The organism is Vibrio sp. V43_P6S15P86, from assembly GCF_009904725.1.
GTDB classification, from domain to species: domain Bacteria; phylum Pseudomonadota; class Gammaproteobacteria; order Enterobacterales; family Vibrionaceae; genus Vibrio; species Vibrio diabolicus.
The window spans coordinates 1-17,522 of sequence record NZ_WXWT01000390.1 but is presented as its reverse complement, the minus strand read 5'-3'; the positions used below and the strand labels follow the sequence as shown (position 1 = coordinate 17,522).

Genomic DNA, 17,522 nt, shown 5'->3' with positions numbered 1-17,522 from the left:
CTCCTCCGTCGCTGTACAGGATGATGATAGATAGAAATATGCCACTCGCTGTTAAACGAGTGGCATTAATCACGAAAGATGGCGTTCTACATCAATAAGAAGAGAAAGTAACGGTTACTTAATCAGCCCTACTTCTTTGTAGTATTTGAGCGCACCTGGGTGGAGAGGCGCAGATAAACCGTCTTTTACCATTTCCTCTTTCTTCAAGTTCGCAAACGCTGGGTGGAGACGGCGGAAATCATCGAAGTTTTCAAATACCGCTTTAACCACGTTATAAACCACATCTTCTGGTACCGCAGTAGAGGAAACAAACGTCGCACCCACACCAAAGGTTTGAACATCACTATCTGTGCCACGATACATACCACCCGGTACATTTGCGACACGGTAGAAGCTATTGTCTGCAACCAATTTTTCTACATTAGGTCCAGCTACCGTTACGATATTACTATCACACGACGTAGTGGCTTCTTTAATCGCTCCACTTGGGTGACCAACGGTATAAATCATCGCATCAATTTTGTTATCACAAAGTGCTTTTGATTGCTCTGCTGCTTTTAACTCAGACACAAGCTTAAAGTCATCGTTACTCCAGCCATACTGGCTCATTAACACTTCCATGGTGCCTCGTTGACCTGAGCCAGGGTTACCAATGTTGACGCGCTTACCTTTCAAATCATCAAAAGTTTTGATGTTCGCGTCTTTACGTGCAACGACAGTGAACGGTTCTGGATGAACGGAGAATACGGCGCGTAGTTCTTTAAAAGGCCCGCTTTCCTTAAACTTACTGGTTCCTTTGTAAGCATGATATTGCCAGTCTGATTGAGCAATTCCGAGATCCAATTCACCAGCACGAATGGTGTTGATGTTATAAATCGATCCCCCAGTACTTTCTACCGAACAACGAATACCGTGCTCTTCTCGCGATTTGTTGACCAAGCGACAAATAGCTCCACCAGTCGGATAATAAACCCCTGTTACACCACCAGTACCAATCGTGACAAACGTTTCTTCCGCAGATGCAGAAAAGCCTGTTGTGAGTGCCGCTAAAGAAGCAGCAAGTGCGATTTGCTTAAACTTAAACATTGAACATCCTTTTTACCTGTGTTGATGACCGTTTAAGTATAGCAACCGTTAACAATTTGATAACGTTTGAGTTCTCATCTTTGAAGGTTGAATTATAGATATGTACTTTTTCATCAACGTAACCTACTGATAAATAATATCTATACTTGAATTGCACAAAAAAGCGTTGTATAAACAACGCTTTGTAGTTAGTGAGATGGACGGTTACACCGTTGGGACTGACGCTCGCCACGCTTGGTTCTGACTATCTGAGATAGAACGGAACAAGTCACGTAGCTCTTTCAATAAACCTTCTTGGAAACCAATGTTTTCATCGGCTTTCTGTTTGGCTGCTTGTGCGCGAGTCGCTTGTACTTCATCATCTTTGCTGCGCGCTTGCGCTTTGGTTTGCTCTACATTCGATGCTGAGTTTGCCATCTGGCCCAAAGCTTGAAGAATAGCGTTCTTCGCTTGGTTTGAGCTCATCAACTTATCGAACTTACGGCCACCACTTGTCAGCTGCGCTGTCGTGTCTGCGATATTGTCTTTCGCTAGTGAGTGCGCACGCTTAACCTGATCTTGCTGAGTTTTAGACAAGCTATTGTTATTCAATAACTCTTCTGCTTGATCGAAGCCAGCTTTTTGCGTTTTCAGTACATTATTGCTCGCCATTTCATTCTTGATTTCTTTCCCTGCTTTGAAAGAACCAAGGGCACCAATAATTGCGGTAGCACCCGCTAATACACCCGAAACGACTGCCATCGCGATCATCGCACTTGCCGAGTTGTTTAGTTCTGCCGCTTGGCTTTCTAAACTCGCGACGTTTGCTTCAACAGCAATTTCACGTTGTAGCACTTGCTGCTCACGGCTCAGCTTTGATACTTGATACAACAATGTTAATAGCGTCAACGATTGTGATACCGCATCTGATGGTGACTTGATCACCTCTTCACCGTTAAGCGCTTTCATTGTTGTGCTCATTAGCGAACTGACCGTCGGTGCAAGAGCGTTCATTAAGTTTGCAACAACTTGAGCTTGGTTGCTCACTGCTGGTACTTTAGGAGCCTCTAACTGGTAGCGTGCTGCACCAGAAACACCTGACTCACTTTGGCTTTTAACGGCGCCTGCTTCAAGTTTTGTTTCCGGCGCTTTTTCTGCTTTGTTGGTTTTAATGGTATCGCCTAAACCATACAGTTCGCCGCGTCCCGTTCCGCCTACTTTATCTAGCATAATAAACTCCTTATACCGTTGCAGGACGGCTTAACACCGTTTGCATGGTTTCACTTTTCGCTTGGATCATTTGCATGATGACGCTCATCAGCTCTTGGAAATCTTCCATCAACTTGCCAATTTCTTCTTTAAGCTTGTCGATGACGGCCTGGCTTAAGGTCATTTTGGCGCGAAGGTCCGTGATATCTGCCTGAATCTCAGTTACGTGAGCATTGTTAGCGGCATGAACACTGTCCGTAGCTCCTTTACCTACGTTGACGGCAATATCGACAGTTTCTGCTCCGTAACGAATCGCTTTCGCTGTTGTTGTCGCAGCTTTTGTGCCCATATCCGCCACTTTCGCCATGTTTGCAGCGGCTTTCGTAGCGATTTCTGTGACCTTTTGAGCTATCTTGCCAGCACCTTTTGCTGCAAGTTTCGCGATACCGCCAGCTGCTGCACCACCAAAGGTCACAACAGCTCCGATAACCGCGACGGCGATTTCTAATGCCATTACGACTTTGTTTAGCACATCGACATTTACGCCCGCTTCTTTTAGCGCATCTTGAACGGCTGGCTCTTGCAGCGCCATGCTCACTGCTCCCATGACGCCACCAGCGATCATAAGAGCACCGGCTGCTGCACCAACACCTGTTGCCACCATTACGGCACCAACAACAATAGAAAACACCGCACTGATCCAACCAAAGATCTTCGCTGCTAAGCCTGATTTTTGGGCTTCTTTTGCAGCGGCTTCCGATTCTTTGATTTTGTCTTGGTTTTCAACCATCTCTTTTTCGTGCTTAGCTTTTGCGACCTTCACTTCCTGAATTTTCAGCTCGTTTTGAGCACTTTTCAGTTTATCCGTGATAGCAGCAAGCTCTACTTCAAAATCATCAGCAGAACCTGCGATGATTTTGACTGCAATCGAACCTGTTTGATCTGCAACTGCATGGAGAGATTTTGCAATGGTATCGACGATCTTTTGCAGCTGTGCCATGGCTTTTAGCGTCAAATCATTCACTTTGTCGCTAACAGCTGCGTTAGGTGCATCTAACTGAACTTTCACTTTTCCAGTGTTCAGTACATCTGCATCTTTACTCTTCACGTTTTCTACCGTCACAGAAGGCGTCGCTGTAGACGCCGTTTTCTGCACGTTATCTAACGTGGTTTGGCCAGATTCAGGGCTATAAACCTGCGTCTGGATGCGGTCAAGTGCAATAGAACTCATAGTCTAATTACTCCTTTTTATTTCTCACCGCTTCTAACATGATGCCTGCACGCTCATGCAAATCTGCATATTGTGATTTTCCGGCAGACATCTCCTTCGCGCTGTAAAACCCACTCTCGGCTTCTGTCAGTTGTTCCAGTTTCAGGTGACATTCAGCAGAGTGAAAAGGTGGGCGTGGATCATTTACGTCCACTAGCGCTGCGTAGCTGTAGGCGTCTATTGCCTGCAGATACTCACCCAACTCCTGACGAGCCGCACCAAGGCCAATGAAAAATCGCGCCTGATAATGATCAAGCATGCTGAGTAATTGAAATACTTTCGCTGCTTGCTCAATCTTTCCCGATTGGAAAAAGTTGTAACCTACGGCATAAATGTGTTCGATGGTGTCCTGAGACACATCGTGCAACATTTTTAGCGTGCCTCCCTCTTCCAGAAAAGACAGAAGCTCTTCTGCTTGCATTTGGGATGGATCGGTCGCGTTTGTTTTAGTCATGGTTGTTATCCTTAAATGGCTCGTAGGATTTCTTGTAAAATACTGTGGTACTTCTGAACAAACTTGTTCATTGCTTCAACGGTAGAGTTGTATTGGGAGCTAGTATCATTTAGCTCTGTCGTTTTAATTTGAACTTCGTCGTTGAGTAGTTTGGATTTGTCACTGACCGAGCTAGAGAAATTAGAGAGCTTCTTACTCTTCTCTTCGTCTTTGAAACTTGTGCTCTCAACGGCGATGCCCTGTGTATCAAAAAAGTCGGTGTGGGTTTTAATGCCGTTTTGTTCGAGATACTTGTATTCCGGTGATTTTTTGAATTCTGCTTCCGAGCTGTAGTTAAAATCAGAAGCGCTAAATAGATTGCTCCCCGGTGTGTAAGTCCCATCCACACTTTGCGTAGAGTGAATTTTCGACTGAACAACACCAAAGATTTTTAGTTGCACGGTTAAATCTTGCAGTGCTTCCTTTTGCTCGTTACGTTTTTCTAAGCGATTTACGCGACGCTCGTTTAATGCAAACAGAACTTGCTCATCAAAACGGTCGCCAATGCTGGACTCAACAACGGCCAACAAATCACGAGCCGTTAGAGAGTGCTCTGCTCTCACCTCGCGATCCGTTTTCTCTTTATCGGTGATATTGAGTAGACGCTCTTTCAATGCCCCTAAGTTCTTGCGTAATGCCTCGTACCGCTCAGTAAATGAAGCCCCGGTAGATTCACCTTTTACTATTTTTTCAAACTGTAATCGGATGTCTCGTTCGGTGTTTTCTTTGATCAAATTAACTTGAGCTGCCGTTATTTGCGTCTTTTGGACATCGGCTATCGCGCTGTCCTGGTAAAAGTCGTCGATTTCTATATTTGTTAAACTCACCGCGAAGTTGGCGAACAGACTAGAAAGGGTCAAAGGCTCAGTTCCACCAATGACAGTATTAAGTGCTGCTTTTAGATTGTTCGTTCCACTCGCCTCACCATAAGCTGCGCTATATTGGCCTTTCACTTGAGCGGCCATTTCATCTAACGCTTCTTTAAGCTGCTGTTTAGAAATACCAGGAGTCCAGGTAATTCTGCTAGCTAGCGCACTTGCGTCATCGGTGCTTAAAGTAATACCGATGCCTTGAAAACTACTTTTTAATTGAGCTGAGACTTGAAGAGCGAAACTCTCTTTAGTCAACAGAAAGTCCGAGCTCTTCAGTTGCGCGAGATTAACGGAACCTAAGCTACTAAAGGCATTGCGAAGAAAAGAAATAGAAGCATCTCTCACTTCACGGGAGCCCATTTGATTAGCAAGCTCTGCAACAAAAAGAGAAATTTCTTTGGTGGCATTAGCCAGTTCTGTCTCGGAGAGGTTGGCGATCTGCTCCGCTTGGTTACTCTGAGTCCCCAAATTAAATTGACTAACAAACTCCGTAGATAACGAGCTATCTACGCTTTCCGTCAGTAACTTACTAAACCAAGCTTGAAACTGATTTGATAGTGTTTGGTTTGTTTGAGCATTGAACTCGGCTGCGGTTAATTCGCCATCTGAGTTAGCACTTTGTAGCGACTTTATCCAAACAGATGCGGTGTCGGTCAATGATATATCAGCAAATGCGTTATTTTTCGCTTTTAGGTTTTCAAGTGTATCAACATAAAGCGCGATGCTTTGTGATTCCGTTTGTCCCGAGATAGTTGGCAATGAAGAAATTAGAGAAGCAAGTTGCTGAGTCTCTGCTTCACCCAGTACAGGTGTAAATGCCTCTATCAAGTTTTGTTGGAAAGTGGGTAATGGTGCACTACTCGCAGCTGTGTCTGTTGCTCCTGTCGCAGAGCCAGTCGTTTTCATATTCGTCATTTCCAAACCTCTAAATCATCATGCCGCGCATCACTGTAGGACGCTTTCTGCGTTTACCTGACGTACCTTGTAGCTGATTTTGTTGTTGCCGGCGGCGCTGGACTTCGTCTATTAGCTCTTGCTCTGCACGTTTCATGGTATCTACTGGTGCTTTTATGCCGCCAAGTAAAACATCACCCACAACAGGACCAACACCTAGGCCTTCCAATAGCTCGTTGAAAATGTCGGTTCTGTCTTCAGCTTTTCTAATGGCAAGCTCAGCGTTCTCAATCGCATCGGTAAACGGTTGCTTCATCTTGATTCCTATCTTAAAGCGGGTCATCTCATCGGTGCTGTCAGTAACAGTCGTGAGTTTTTACTTTTTCAACTTTTTCAAAGGTCTATAATCTGCTAGGCGTAAACAGTACCAGTCTTCTAGCTCATCATGGCTTGCACCGCATGCTTTTAGATAGAACTGTGCCAATCGCTGGCTGCTCATGTTGCTACCACGTAACACATCGACGTTGCCGCGAATGACCCAATCGGAGGGATAAAGTTGAATGGCATGTTCAGCCAAGAGAAATAAGCCGGCAAAGGGGTTACTCAACCCCAATTTTGGACGAACGCGTTTCAGAAGAACGATGATGATTTCACCGTCCTCCACCCGAAAAACGAGCTCTAAGCCCTCAACTTCAATTCGATAACCAAGTTGAATTTCACTTTTTTGCCAAAAGTATGGCGTCACTTCGATCCCCGCTTGCGCAAGCGAGAGTATTAGTTTTGTTTTCATTACATCCCCACCCTTCCAAGTGGCTGAATATTGATTTGCTGGGTTAGTTCTTGAAATGACAAAACGGGCAGATCGTAGTATTCCGATTCAATAAGCTTTCGCACATATCGGCGTACATCCATAGACACAACTAGCACAGGTTTATTCGGCATACGGCTTAAGTCACCAATGGTCTGTTTCACATCACTGACAAATTGTTGCGTTACTGACGGATCTAACGCCAAGTAACTCCCTGCTGAGGTTTGACGAATACCGCTGCGTATTGTGTCTTCGAGACTTTGATCCAATAAGTAAGCGGGCAACATGTTTTGTCCGCTCGCGTATTTGTAGCAAATGTAACGTTTTAAGCTGGAACGAATGTACTCCGTCAGCTGTACAACATCTTTCTCTTTTTGGCCCCACTCAACCATCGCTTCCAAGATCACGCGAAGGTTTCGGATAGAAATGTCTTCAGAAACCAAGCGTTGCAAGATTTCCGTCATTTTTTGCAACGGAACAATACGCTGGGCCTCTTTGACTAGCTCCGAATAACTGCCTTCCATCTGCTCCAACAGATAACGCGTCTCCTGAATACCAATAAAGTCTTGTGCGTACTCCTTGAGAACATGAGACAAGTGGTACGTTAAAATCCTGTCGGGTGTGAGAAAACCGACATGACTGGCTACGAGTTTTTGCTCATAACTCTGTGCCACCCAAATGCTAGAAATACCGGGTAGAAAATCTTCATCTTGCTCATAAGGCACGCCTAATAAGTCGATCTGTTCATTCCCTTCTGTCACCAAGAGTTGATCTTTAACAATTCGTCCTCGTGCAACCGGGACTTCTTGTAACTGAATTAAGTACTCGCCATTTTGCATCCCCTCGTTAAAGCGCAGGTGGATGCCTGGGAAAGGCACGCCTAGGTCGAGATATAGTGCGCGTCTAACCCTTGCTAGCTCTTCATTTAATGCGACCGCTTCCAAGCTTTCCTGAAGGCTCGCGTCAAGATCAATCAACAGCGGGACCGTCATGGCGAACTCTTCTTGCTCACCTAACTTACCTTTGCTGTTTCTAGAAGGCGTGGGTTTGCTTGGCTTCGCTGCTGGCGAACCGGCCCCTTGCGAAACAAAGCTTGATAAGTCGGTGCTATCTGATTCCGCTTGTTTTTTCTGTTGATAGAAAAGGAAGAAACCACCACCACCAACCACGGCGGCCAAGACCAGAAAAGTGATTTTTGGGAATCCAGGGATGAGTGCGAACAGCACCAAAAGCACACCACCAATAAGAAGCGCACGTGGCTGAGCAATCACCTGCCCACCAATGTCCGACCCAAGATCAGAAGAGTCTTCATGGGAAACACGCGTCACGATAATACCGGCGGTAATCGCGATAAAGAGTGCCGGGATCTGCGATACCAAACCATCGCCAACGGTCAAAATCGCAAACAATTCAAGTGCTTCAGAAGCACTCATGCCTTTTTGCGTTACCCCGATCGTGACGCCACCTAAGATGTTGACCACAATGATGACCAGACCCGCAATGGAGTCGCCTTTAACGAACTTCATCGCGCCATCCATCGAGCCATACATTTGGCTTTCTTTTTCAATCAGTGATCGTCGGTGCCTAGCTTCGTGTACGTCAATTACTCCGGCACGCATGTCACCGTCAATACTCATCTGCTTACCAGGCATCGCATCGAGTGAGAAGCGGGCACTAACTTCTGCTACCCTTTCTGAGCCTTTGGTGATCACCATAAACTGGACAATAGTAATGATAAGGAAAACAACAATACCGACCACTAAGTTACCGCCCACGACAAAGTTACCGAAGGTATAAACGATTTGACCAGCATCGCCTTGCAGCAAGATCAAACGGGTTGTCGTGATGGATAAAGACAAACGAAACAATGTCGTGATCAGTAGCACCGCGGGAAACGCAGAGAACTCAAGCGGCGTGGTGATGTAAATCGCTAACATAAGCAGCACCACCGCAATGCTCATGTTGGTGCCAATCAGCACATCCACCAGTGCGGTAGGAAGTGGCAATATCATCATAAAGACGATCGCGAGTAACATCACCGCAAGCATGATGTCTTTGCGTTGCCCTACTTTGTTTAGAATATCGATCAACTTATTCATGTGATTCACTATTTAAAGATTGCAGATAGCGTCGGTGCGCTTGGCGTGCCCCATCGACGTCATTTTGTTTCCAACGCGCTTGGCTTAAACAAAACCAGAGTCCTGCCGAGTCAGGATGAAGGTCGGATTTTAATAAGTGCTCACACACCTCAATCGTCCGGGTATATCGACCACTTTGTAAACACGCCACAGCAAGTGTTTGCATTGCCTCTTTGTGATGCGGTTCTATTTCTAGAACCGCATCGAGAATAGAAATGGCATGCTCTGGCTTTTGGTATTGAACTTGTAGTGCAGCGTGAACAAGCAACAGTTCAATGTCTTTGGATCTCAACATGTTGGTTAGACCTGGATAAGGAGATTGAGCGCCATAGTGAGGTAACGCTGATCAAGTTGCGTACTTTGTAGAGTTTCGGATGCTTTGATAAAAGAAGCGGAGCCTGAATCCTGTGCAAGAACTTGCAACTGAGCCAACGTTTCATCGAACTGTTGGCGGTACTTTTCTGGACGCAACAATTCTGAGTGCAACAATTTTGGCTTGGTTAACGCGATTAGGTATTGGTCTGAAGGCCTGAGGTCATAGAGCTTCTCTAAATGCGTAGCGACCGCCTGCCCATCAGGAAGTAATTGAAACCGTTCAGGGAAATCGGCCTTAACCTCACTATGAGTAACATGCGTGAAGGCTTCTATGCCTACGTTTAAAGTGCTTACTCGAGTCATGAGGTTGCCACATCGTTATGTAGACGAACCAAAAGCGTAAACGCTTGTTCTAAAGTCGGAAGCGTGACCTCTTCTCCGTTTAACCGCGCGGAAAAAACCAAAGTTTGCTCATCTAACAAACCAGTTTTAATTTCGAAAGGCCAGCCTTGATCGGCATGACACAAACTGAGTGCGCTTTGAATGATGTCACTGGTTTGATGCCAAGATAACGCTCGAGACAACATCAAAAATAACTGCTCACCCTGTCGCTCAATATGCAGCGTACCACTTTGCTCAAAATCCAGCTGCACCCGTCCAGCTGATGAGAAATCGACGGCATCGAGCCCCATTCCTCGGCAAAATTCATTGACGGATGCATCAATCCAACTCATCTTCCCACGCTTCCTCTTCTTCTATATCAATGGCTTCGTCTAGCGCCTTTTGTACCGCTTGTATTAAATTCTGTCGTTGTTCTTCATCGGCGAATACGTCAATTGGGATTGCGCGGACTAACTTGTGGAACTCTCGAAAAAAATCGATTTTTTGTTGTACCGCCGTCAATTCCATTGCGTTGGCGACTTTCCATATCTCATCACTGCTTACCCATCGCTGCTCTACCAACGCAATCACATCAGCCATCAAATTAGAAACTTGATAAGCCATAACTCGTCCTTTCCGGTTTAAACATTTGGAACAACTGACTCACGCGATCTTGCAACGTATTTAGAGTTTTGAGTTTTTGCATATCGGACATCAACCACTGCAACTTAACCGAGTCGATACTGCTGCCTTGAACACTAAGATCTGCACTCATGCCTTGCAGCATAAACTCAACAGCGGTCGATACCTCCTGTTCACCAAAGCGCGCCACTACGTCTTGATAAGCGGCTCCGAGCCCTTGATAACTATGAACGGTATCGCGATAGAAACCGCGCAGTTGGTGTAATGAGCTAAACTCTTGCTCTTGGCTGTACTCATCAGCAAAGTTTGAGACGCGAATTTCCGTATCAATTTGAGCCCAAGAATCTGGGTTTTGCTCGATTCTCAGAATCGCTTGGTCAATCAGCGCTAGTAGATGTTTACTTTCTGGGCTCGCACTCAAAAACTTTTTAACGGCTTTTAACGCAAGGTATTGATGGCTTTTCTCCTCTGAAAATCCATTCAAATAAGCTTGCAATTGAGCGATGGTCGAGATATTTCCTCCCGCCATTTTTGCAGCCAGATCTTTGATCTTTTGGTTCTTTTCAAGATCAGGGACTTTTCGCAGATAGTCAGAAACGAGTTCGTGCGCTTCATTAACTCGAACGCCACTGTCTTTCACTTTACGCTTGGTCAAATCTTTTTCTGCTTTTTCGGAACCGAGTGAAGTGAGCTCTTCCATCGCATCAAAAAGTGATTGTGTGGCATTGTGAACACGGACCGTTTCACCGCGATAATTGCCTTTTCGTGAAGCGTCGGTACGAGACGATTCCAACCCGTTTTGGATAGACGCATCAAACTTTGGGTTTGTTGCGATATGATTGTTGATAATACTCATTCACTTGCACTCCTTCCGTACAATACAGGCGAATTATAGGAAGTGCGCTTTCTCGAAGCTGTCAAAATCAGACGTGTTTTTTTAGTGCGTTTTCAGTTTTCTAAAAACTCCCGACTGATATTCACTATAAATACCCCCTCATCCTTTCTATCCTCCCAACATCAATCATTGCGCATATTTTTACCTTGAACGATTTCTCATACATCACTGATATCCAACAATCTGCGATCAGGCAAACTCGTCTGATCCAAATTCGCGGGCGCGTTACGCAAGTAACCGGCACCATCATCAAGGCCGTTGTCCCCGGCGTTCGTGTTGGTGAGCTGTGTGAGTTGCGTAATCCTGATCAAACTCTGTCTTTGTTAGCGGAAGTGGTTGGCTTCCAGCAGCATCACGCTCTGCTCACACCGTTAGGAAATATGTTTGGGATTTCCTCAAATACAGAAGTTAGCCCAATGGGAAAAATGCATGAGGTCGGCGTTGGCGATCACCTATTAGGTACAACGCTTGACGGGCTTGGGCGTCCTTTCGATGGTACGCAAAGTCAGGAACCAAGTGCTTGGTATCCGGTTTATCGCGATGCACCGCCACCAATGCAACGTAAACTGATTAAAAAGCCAATCTCTCTTGGGGTTCGATCCATTGATGGACTACTGACCTGTGGTGAAGGTCAGCGCATGGGCATTTTTGCAGCGGCGGGCGGTGGTAAAAGTACCCTACTGGCAAAACTGATTCGATCCGCAGACGTCGACGTGACCGTTCTCGCCTTGATTGGTGAACGCGGACGCGAAGTACGAGAGTTTATTGAGCATGACTTGGGCGAAGAAGGAATGGCCAAATCGGTTTTAGTGGTCGCGACATCCGATCGCCCAGCAATGGAGCGTGCCAAAGCCGCTTTTGTTGCCACTTCTATCGCAGAATATTTTCGTGATCAAGGTAAACGCGTGCTACTGCTGATGGATTCTGTAACGCGTTTCGCCCGCGCACAGAGGGAGATTGGACTAGCCGCAGGCGAGCCACCAACACGACGTGGCTATCCGCCTTCTGTTTTTGCCGCTTTGCCAAAGCTGATGGAACGAGCTGGACAATCAGACAAAGGATCAATTACAGCACTGTACACCGTGTTGGTGGAAGGTGACGACATGACGGAGCCTGTCGCGGATGAAACTCGCTCAATTCTAGACGGGCACATCATTCTCTCGCGCAAACTTGCGGCAATGAACCATTACCCCGCCATTGATGTACTTCGGTCAGCAAGCCGAGTGATGAATCAAATCGTTGAACCCGATCATCAGGCGTCTGCTGCTCACCTTCGCGAAATGTTAGCCAAGTACGAAGAAGTTGAGCTACTGCTCAAAATTGGCGAGTACCAGCATGGGGCGGATAGCCGAGCGGATATGGCGATTGCACAAAGTGATGATATACGCGCCTTTTTACGTCAAGGAACGCATGAGCCAAGTGATCTTGATGGTGCTATCGCTCAACTAAAAGGGATGGCGAACCAATGATCGAACGGTTACTAGAGATCAAACAAATTCGAGCGGAACGTGCGGATAAAGCCGTTAGGCGCCAAGAATACCGAGTATCAAATTCGGCAGCACAGGTTCAAAAGGCCAAACGTTCCGTAGCGGACTATCACGTTTGGCGTCAGGAAGAAGAAGAACGACGTTTTGCCAAAGCAAAGCAACACACACTCGTTCTCAAAGAGTTGGAAACATTGAGACAAGAAATCGCGTTGTTGAGAGAGCGAGAAGCCGAGCTTAAACAGCGCGTTGCCGAAGCAAAAAAAGCGCTTGAGTACGAACGTTCGGTACTTAAAGAAAAACAAAAAGAGGCACGGCAAGCCCATAAAACCAAAGAAAAATTCGTTCAGTTGCAACAACAAGAACTCGCGGAACAGTCGCGAGAAAGACAATACCAAGAAGAACTCGAACAAGAAGAGTTTCGCACTGTCGATATTATCTAAAGGTTCATTATGCGCATTACTCCAACAGAAGAAACACCGAATACGCTGTACAAATCAACGCCAGAAAAAAAGCCCCTGGAACGAGAGGTTGAGCTTCAATCACAGTTCGAGCGTGCAATGACGGAGAAACCTAGCAAGGAAGAAGAATCTACCGTTGCGAGCAAAAAAGACACTCAGAGCAGAGACGAGAGCCTTCCGTTAAGACATGAAGCATCTCAAAGCCTAGACAAACAATCGAAACTTTCTAACCAAGAAGCCAGCACTTATAGAAATACCGCTACATTAAAAGACAAAAGTGACACTGTGACAAAAAATAATGTAGAGAAGCACGAAAGCTCTTCACTAAATCGCGAAGAAAGCCTGATTGAAAACAGTAAATTGCATGAGAAAGATAAGAAACTTGAGAGCGTTCAGGCTCCAAGCTCATCCTCGATTGAGCGCGTTGGCCCCCATTCTCAAGCACAACCTGATCTTGACGGCTCTCTCCCGAAAAAGGCCGTAGGGAAAGCGCTCACTCAAGATACAATTAACAATGCCAACTTCACGACGAAACAAACCGAAACGACACACAATAAGCGTGCAACGCAGCGACTACAAGACACAGGCAAACTAACAGATAAAACCGATAGTCGTTCTGAAACTAAATCGCTTGAGAAAGTCGAGACGAAAAGCGCACTAGTGGCCGTTAAAGCAGGTGACGAAAAAGCAGAACCTCAATACCTTGCGAGCGCGGCAACACAAGGCGATGTCATTTTAAAGAGTGTCGCTTCACAGGCTCAGCCGGCCCCTGCTCGAGAAGTAAACACGTTACTCCAACAATTGGTGGGCAAAATCTATGTTTCGCTGCCAACCGCATCGGACAACAAAGAGGTTCGGCTGTTTCTGAGTGAAGGACAATTAAAAGGTGGCGAAATCCACATCAAGTTGGACGCACAAGGTTATAGCGTGACGATTCGACAAGAGCATGCCCTTTCCATTATTAGCCAGCAAGCTAGACAAGATCTTGCCGAACGCCTAAACCGATTTGGCGGTGAGCAGCCACTTCGTCTAGCGATCAGCGAACAGAATCAGCAGTTCGATCAACAACAGAATGAACAACAACACTCACGCCAGAAACGTAGCGTGTATGAAGAATGGCAAGCGGAGAATGACCTATGACGCCGTTAACGATACCCAAAGTCGATTCAGACAGTATTGCGCTCAGTAATCAACTTTGTGCAAAGCAATGCCATTTCCAAGGGGCTGATGGTCAGAGCGTATCGATTACTGTTTCTCAAATCCCTTCATTTGAAGGATTCCGTTTAACCACGTTGATTGGAGGGCAAACGATCCAAGTGGATTTTTGTCGTGCGCAACTCCAGAAATGGCTTGAGTCTACTCTGAATGCCACTGCATTCGAGTCACTGCCCAACTCGCTCCAGTTAGCACTTTTGAGTTCTCAGATTGAACCGCATAGTGAGGCATTCAAAGCACTATTTGGTCAGTTGCCCATTCTTAGCCAGTTACAACCGTTAGAGTCGAGCCAAGTTCAAGAGCATACCTTGATGTTAACCCTCAATAAACCTAACGGCTCTCTTTGTTTGTGGGTTAGCGAAGGAGCAAACGTGCTGTTGGATGCACTACCAAACAGCGCTGCTCTTCAGGCGCGACATCTCGCTTTACCTGTGTGGTTAAGTCTTGGAAGGACCCATTTAACGTTAAGCGAATTTAATTCGCTCGAGCTGGGAGATGTCATCTTTTTTGACGATTGTTATATCGCCCAACAACAAGCCATTTTTCAAGTATCTAACCAGAATCTCTGGCGCTGCCAACTGGATGACCAAATTCTTCACATTATTGAAAAAGAAACCAATATGAATGACGTAAACACTTCAGAAATGTTAACCGACCACCAGCAACTGCCCGTGGAACTCACGTTTGATATCGGCCATCAAACCATCACTCTAGAACAGCTTAACCAGCTTCAGCCTGGGTACGTATTCGAGCTAAACCAACCTGTATCTAAGCCGGTAACATTGCGTGCCAACGGCAAAATTGTCGGTGAGTGTGAACTGGTTAATGTTAATGAGCATTTAGGTGTGCGCGTACTGGAACTGTTTGGTGGCACGCAGGAGCCAGCATGATCCAGTTACCTGACGAACTCAATCTCATTGTCAGCTTAGCACTGCTGGCACTGATCCCATTTATCGCGATGATGGCGACGTCGTTTGTAAAACTCGCCGTTGTATTCTCACTGCTGCGTAACGCTCTCGGTGTACAGCAAATTCCACCGAACATGGCGCTGTACGGATTGGCGATCATTTTGTCTATTTTCATCATGGCTCCCGTCGGGTTTGAGACCTATGACTACGTGAAGCAGCATGATATTTCTCTTGAAGATTCTGCAAGTGTGGAAGGCCTCATTGAAAGCGGTTTACAGCCTTATCGAGAGTTTTTGAAAAAACATATTCGGGAAACCGAAGCCATATTCTTTACCGATGCTGCGCGCACATTATGGCCGCAAAAGTACGTGGACCGTTTAGAGTCAGATAGCTTGTTGCTGTTGCTGCCAGCGTTTACGGTCAGTGAGCTTACCCGTGCTTTTGAGATTGGCTTTCTATTGTACTTGCCGTTCATCGCTATCGACTTAATTGTTTCTAATATCTTGCTCGCCATGGGCATGATGATGGTATCGCCAATGACCATCTCTCTCCCTTTCAAATTGTTGCTTTTTGTCTTGCTTGACGGCTGGACGAAACTCACTCACGGCTTAGTACTGAGTTACGGTTAATCACGGAGAAAGTATGCATTCTGCTGAAATCATTCATTTCACGACTCAAGCATTAACCCTAGTTTTGTACTTGTCGTTACCGCCGATTTTAGTCGCAGCGTTGGTTGGTACATTGGTGTCGCTTATTCAGGCGTTAACTCAGGTCCAAGAACAAACGTTAGGCTTTGTGGTCAAGCTTATCGCGGTCATTATTACGCTGTTTGTCACAACGCAGTGGCTAGGGGCAGAGCTCCACGCCTTCGCCTCGCTTGCCATGGATAAAATTCCTCAAATACGATGAGTTATCACGACTTACACCAGGCTTTATTTTTGTACAGCCTGACGTTGCCTCGGTTAATGGCATGCTTCATCTTTTTGCCTATTTTGAGCAAGCAAATGCTAGGTGGCACCATGGTGAGAAATGGTGTGCTTTGCTCACTCGCACTGTTTATATTTCCGATGATTAATCAGCAAAGCTTGCCCGCAGAAACCGACGGTATTTGGCTGATAGTGATTTTGGGTAAGGAGGTATTAATTGGACTATTGATCGGGTTTGTTGCTGCTATCCCCTTTTGGGCAATAGAAGCGGCTGGCTTTCTGGTCGACAACCAACGTGGTGCTGCCATGGCAAGTATGTTTAACCCAACGCTAGGCTCGCAATCGACGCCAACCGCAGTGTTGCTGACCCAAACGTTGATTACCCTGTTCTTCTCTGGCGGGGGCTTTGTCACTTTTATCTATGCGTTATTCAAAAGCTACACATCTTGGCCGATCGTGGACTTTTTCCCAACCGTTAGCGATGCATGGGTAAGCTTCTTCTACGCACAGTTTGAACAACTCATGTGGCTTGGTGTGCTGATGTCCGCTCCATTAGTGTTGGCAATGTTTCTTGCTGAGTTTGGTCTGGCGCTTATCAGTCGTTTTGCACCGCAATTGAATGTTTTTTTCCTTGCCATGCCAATAAAAAGTGCCATCGCGAGTGTTTTACTGATCGTGTATCTCGGGTTAATGATGGATCACTTTGAAGTACAGTTTTACGGCATTACCCGATTCGCAGAACAACTCAATACCATTTGGCAATAACGCTTAGGATTCTTTATGAGCGCAGAAAAAACTGAGCAACCCACCGCAAAAAAGTTACGCGATGCCAGGCAGAAAGGTCAGGTAGCCAAAAGCCAAGAAATCGTATCGTCTGCATTAATTTTGGCGCTCATAATTGTACTGTTTGCGTTCGCCGATTATTACATGTCGCACATCTCAGCGCTTATTCTCCTACCAAGTAAGCTTGCTTATCAGGGCTTCCAAGATGCGCTAGTCGATGTCGCTATTGCCATCGCAAAAGAAATTGCCTATCTACTCGCCCCGATTATTCTGGTTGCTGCACTCGTCGCCATCTTTTCCAATATGGGGCAGTTCGGCTTCCTATTTAGTGGTGAATCCGTTAAACCCGACATCAAAAAGATCAATCCCGTCGAAGGTGCCAAACGCATTTTTTCCCTCAAGAGTGTGATTGAGTTTATCAAGTCGATACTTAAAGTCTCTCTTCTTTCCTGCATTATCTGGGTGACATTACGCGGTAACATCAACGCTTTAATGCAAATTCCAACTTGTGGGTTAGAATGTGTCCCGACCATTACTGGCGTCATGATTAAACAATTAATGATTATCTCTTCGGTAGGTTTCATCGTCATCGCTGCCGCAGATTTTGCGTACCAAAAGTTTGATCACACGAAGAAGCTCAAAATGAGCAAGGACGAAGTGAAGCGCGAATACAAAGAGATGGAAGGCAGCCCAGAAATCAAAAGTAAACGTCGTCAGCTACACCAAGAGCTACAGGCCTCCAATCAACGTGAAAATGTTAAAC

General features: G+C 45.9%; 21 protein-coding genes. 8 read left to right on the top strand and 13 right to left on the bottom strand.

Translation table 11 applies throughout. The annotated features are described in order from the left end of the window. Positions 1-114: 114 nt before the first annotated feature. The 13 genes from CAG69_RS17740 to sctW form a co-directional block, all read right to left on the bottom strand. Positions 115-1,086 (bottom strand): TAXI family TRAP transporter solute-binding subunit, encoded by a 972-nt coding sequence (locus CAG69_RS17740; RefSeq protein WP_046874934.1) that lies wholly within the window; start codon positions 1,084-1,086, stop codon positions 115-117. A gap of 204 nt (positions 1,087-1,290) precedes the next feature. After that, on the bottom strand, positions 1,291-2,295 hold the full coding sequence (gene vopD / locus CAG69_RS17735; protein WP_161445437.1) for a type III secretion system translocon subunit VopD: 1,005 nt from the start codon (positions 2,293-2,295) through the stop codon (positions 1,291-1,293). A 10-nt stretch (positions 2,296-2,305) separates the two neighbouring features. Beyond that, positions 2,306-3,505 (bottom strand): type III secretion system translocon subunit VopB, encoded by a 1,200-nt coding sequence (gene vopB, locus CAG69_RS17730; RefSeq protein ID WP_161445435.1) that lies wholly within the window; start codon positions 3,503-3,505, stop codon positions 2,306-2,308. A gap of 7 nt (positions 3,506-3,512) precedes the next feature. Continuing rightward, a complete protein-coding gene (gene vcrH / locus CAG69_RS17725) occupies positions 3,513-3,998 on the bottom strand; it encodes a SycD/LcrH family type III secretion system chaperone VcrH (protein WP_005377258.1) in 486 nt (161 codons plus the stop codon). An 11-nt stretch (positions 3,999-4,009) separates the two neighbouring features. Further along, complete coding sequence (locus tag CAG69_RS17720) at positions 4,010-5,824, bottom strand: virulence-associated V antigen (RefSeq protein ID WP_161445433.1); 1,815 nt, start codon at positions 5,822-5,824, stop codon at positions 4,010-4,012. A gap of 10 nt (positions 5,825-5,834) precedes the next feature. Then, positions 5,835-6,119: an LcrG family type III secretion system chaperone gene (locus CAG69_RS17715; protein WP_161445431.1), complete on the bottom strand. Its 285-nt coding sequence runs from the start codon at positions 6,117-6,119 to the stop codon at positions 5,835-5,837. Positions 6,120-6,179: 60 nt separating this feature from the next. After that, positions 6,180-6,593: an LcrR family type III secretion system chaperone gene (locus CAG69_RS17710; protein WP_161445430.1), complete on the bottom strand. Its 414-nt coding sequence runs from the start codon at positions 6,591-6,593 to the stop codon at positions 6,180-6,182. Continuing rightward, entirely contained in the window at positions 6,593-8,719 is a 2,127-nt protein-coding gene (gene vcrD / locus CAG69_RS17705; RefSeq protein WP_104979251.1) for a SctV family type III secretion system export apparatus subunit VcrD, read from the bottom strand. Before vcrD ends, CAG69_RS17710 begins: the two co-directional genes overlap by 1 nt. Beyond that, positions 8,703-9,044: a type III secretion system chaperone VscY gene (gene vscY, locus CAG69_RS17700; protein ID WP_158156522.1), complete on the bottom strand. Its 342-nt coding sequence runs from the start codon at positions 9,042-9,044 to the stop codon at positions 8,703-8,705. The genes vcrD and vscY overlap by 17 nt, the downstream gene beginning before the upstream one ends. Before the next feature lie 5 nt (positions 9,045-9,049). After that, the gene (gene vscX / locus CAG69_RS17695) at positions 9,050-9,427 is read right to left on the bottom strand and encodes a type III secretion system protein VscX (protein WP_005377246.1); all 378 of its coding nucleotides are present in this window, start codon (positions 9,425-9,427) and stop codon (positions 9,050-9,052) included. Continuing rightward, positions 9,424-9,798, bottom strand: coding sequence for a type III secretion chaperone SycN (gene sycN, locus CAG69_RS17690; RefSeq protein ID WP_161445428.1), 375 nt, complete (start codon positions 9,796-9,798; stop codon positions 9,424-9,426). The genes vscX and sycN overlap by 4 nt, the downstream gene beginning before the upstream one ends. Then, on the bottom strand, positions 9,785-10,069 hold the full coding sequence (locus CAG69_RS17685) for a TyeA family type III secretion system gatekeeper subunit (protein ID WP_012841775.1): 285 nt from the start codon (positions 10,067-10,069) through the stop codon (positions 9,785-9,787). Before CAG69_RS17685 ends, sycN begins: the two co-directional genes overlap by 14 nt. After that, positions 10,050-10,943: a type III secretion system gatekeeper subunit SctW gene (gene sctW, locus CAG69_RS17680; RefSeq protein WP_005395115.1), complete on the bottom strand. Its 894-nt coding sequence runs from the start codon at positions 10,941-10,943 to the stop codon at positions 10,050-10,052. Before sctW ends, CAG69_RS17685 begins: the two co-directional genes overlap by 20 nt. 185 nt (positions 10,944-11,128) lie before the next feature. On the opposite strand from sctW, the gene vscN reads away from it, so the two are divergent. The 8 genes from vscN to CAG69_RS17640 all read left to right on the top strand — a co-directional run. Continuing rightward, positions 11,129-12,451 carry a SctN family type III secretion system ATPase VscN gene (gene vscN / locus CAG69_RS17675; RefSeq protein ID WP_145473971.1) on the top strand — a complete coding sequence of 441 codons (1,323 nt, stop codon included), beginning with the start codon at positions 11,129-11,131 and terminating at the stop codon, positions 12,449-12,451. Continuing rightward, positions 12,448-12,909 carry a type III secretion protein gene (locus tag CAG69_RS17670; RefSeq protein ID WP_161445426.1) on the top strand — a complete coding sequence of 154 codons (462 nt, stop codon included), beginning with the start codon at positions 12,448-12,450 and terminating at the stop codon, positions 12,907-12,909. The genes vscN and CAG69_RS17670 overlap by 4 nt, the downstream gene beginning before the upstream one ends. 9 nt (positions 12,910-12,918) lie before the next feature. After that, positions 12,919-14,067, top strand: coding sequence for a type III secretion system needle length determinant (locus CAG69_RS17665; protein ID WP_161445424.1), 1,149 nt, complete (start codon positions 12,919-12,921; stop codon positions 14,065-14,067). Beyond that, positions 14,064-15,032 (top strand): SctQ family type III secretion system cytoplasmic ring protein VscQ, encoded by a 969-nt coding sequence (vscQ, locus tag CAG69_RS17660; protein WP_161445422.1) that lies wholly within the window; start codon positions 14,064-14,066, stop codon positions 15,030-15,032. Before CAG69_RS17665 ends, vscQ begins: the two co-directional genes overlap by 4 nt. Continuing rightward, positions 15,029-15,679: a SctR family type III secretion system export apparatus subunit VscR gene (gene vscR, locus CAG69_RS17655; RefSeq protein ID WP_005377232.1), complete on the top strand. Its 651-nt coding sequence runs from the start codon at positions 15,029-15,031 to the stop codon at positions 15,677-15,679. The genes vscQ and vscR overlap by 4 nt, the downstream gene beginning before the upstream one ends. Positions 15,680-15,692: 13 nt before the next feature. Further along, the gene (gene vscS / locus CAG69_RS17650) at positions 15,693-15,959 is read left to right on the top strand and encodes a SctS family type III secretion system export apparatus subunit VscS (protein ID WP_005377227.1); all 267 of its coding nucleotides are present in this window, start codon (positions 15,693-15,695) and stop codon (positions 15,957-15,959) included. Continuing rightward, positions 15,956-16,741 (top strand): type III secretion system export apparatus subunit SctT, encoded by a 786-nt coding sequence (gene sctT / locus CAG69_RS17645; RefSeq protein ID WP_031780447.1) that lies wholly within the window; start codon positions 15,956-15,958, stop codon positions 16,739-16,741. Before vscS ends, sctT begins: the two co-directional genes overlap by 4 nt. 15 nt (positions 16,742-16,756) lie before the next feature. Next, the coding region (locus CAG69_RS17640; protein ID WP_161445420.1) for an EscU/YscU/HrcU family type III secretion system export apparatus switch protein at positions 16,757-17,522 on the top strand (766 nt) is incomplete at its 3' end.

Coding starts and splice junctions, on each gene's coding strand:
- CAG69_RS17710 (WP_161445430.1), bottom strand. CDS start 6,593: ATGAAAACAAAACTAATACTCTCGCTTGCGCAAGCGGGGATCGAAGTG.
- CAG69_RS17715 (WP_161445431.1), bottom strand. CDS start 6,119: ATGAAGCAACCGTTTACCGATGCGATTGAGAACGCTGAGCTTGCCATT.
- vscS (WP_005377227.1), top strand. CDS start 15,693: ATGCATTCTGCTGAAATCATTCATTTCACGACTCAAGCATTAACCCTA.
- vcrH (WP_005377258.1), bottom strand. CDS start 3,998: ATGACTAAAACAAACGCGACCGATCCATCCCAAATGCAAGCAGAAGAG.
- vscQ (WP_161445422.1), top strand. CDS start 14,064: ATGACGCCGTTAACGATACCCAAAGTCGATTCAGACAGTATTGCGCTC.
- CAG69_RS17740 (WP_046874934.1), bottom strand. CDS start 1,086: ATGTTTAAGTTTAAGCAAATCGCACTTGCTGCTTCTTTAGCGGCACTC.
- CAG69_RS17720 (WP_161445433.1), bottom strand. CDS start 5,824: ATGACGAATATGAAAACGACTGGCTCTGCGACAGGAGCAACAGACACA.
- sctT (WP_031780447.1), top strand. CDS start 15,956: ATGAGTTATCACGACTTACACCAGGCTTTATTTTTGTACAGCCTGACG.
- CAG69_RS17685 (WP_012841775.1), bottom strand. CDS start 10,069: ATGGCTTATCAAGTTTCTAATTTGATGGCTGATGTGATTGCGTTGGTA.
- CAG69_RS17665 (WP_161445424.1), top strand. CDS start 12,919: ATGCGCATTACTCCAACAGAAGAAACACCGAATACGCTGTACAAATCA.
- vscR (WP_005377232.1), top strand. CDS start 15,029: ATGATCCAGTTACCTGACGAACTCAATCTCATTGTCAGCTTAGCACTG.
- sycN (WP_161445428.1), bottom strand. CDS start 9,798: ATGAGTTGGATTGATGCATCCGTCAATGAATTTTGCCGAGGAATGGGG.
- vopD (WP_161445437.1), bottom strand. CDS start 2,295: ATGCTAGATAAAGTAGGCGGAACGGGACGCGGCGAACTGTATGGTTTA.
- vopB (WP_161445435.1), bottom strand. CDS start 3,505: ATGAGTTCTATTGCACTTGACCGCATCCAGACGCAGGTTTATAGCCCT.
- vscX (WP_005377246.1), bottom strand. CDS start 9,427: ATGACTCGAGTAAGCACTTTAAACGTAGGCATAGAAGCCTTCACGCAT.
- sctW (WP_005395115.1), bottom strand. CDS start 10,943: ATGAGTATTATCAACAATCATATCGCAACAAACCCAAAGTTTGATGCG.
- vscY (WP_158156522.1), bottom strand. CDS start 9,044: ATGTTGAGATCCAAAGACATTGAACTGTTGCTTGTTCACGCTGCACTA.
- CAG69_RS17670 (WP_161445426.1), top strand. CDS start 12,448: ATGATCGAACGGTTACTAGAGATCAAACAAATTCGAGCGGAACGTGCG.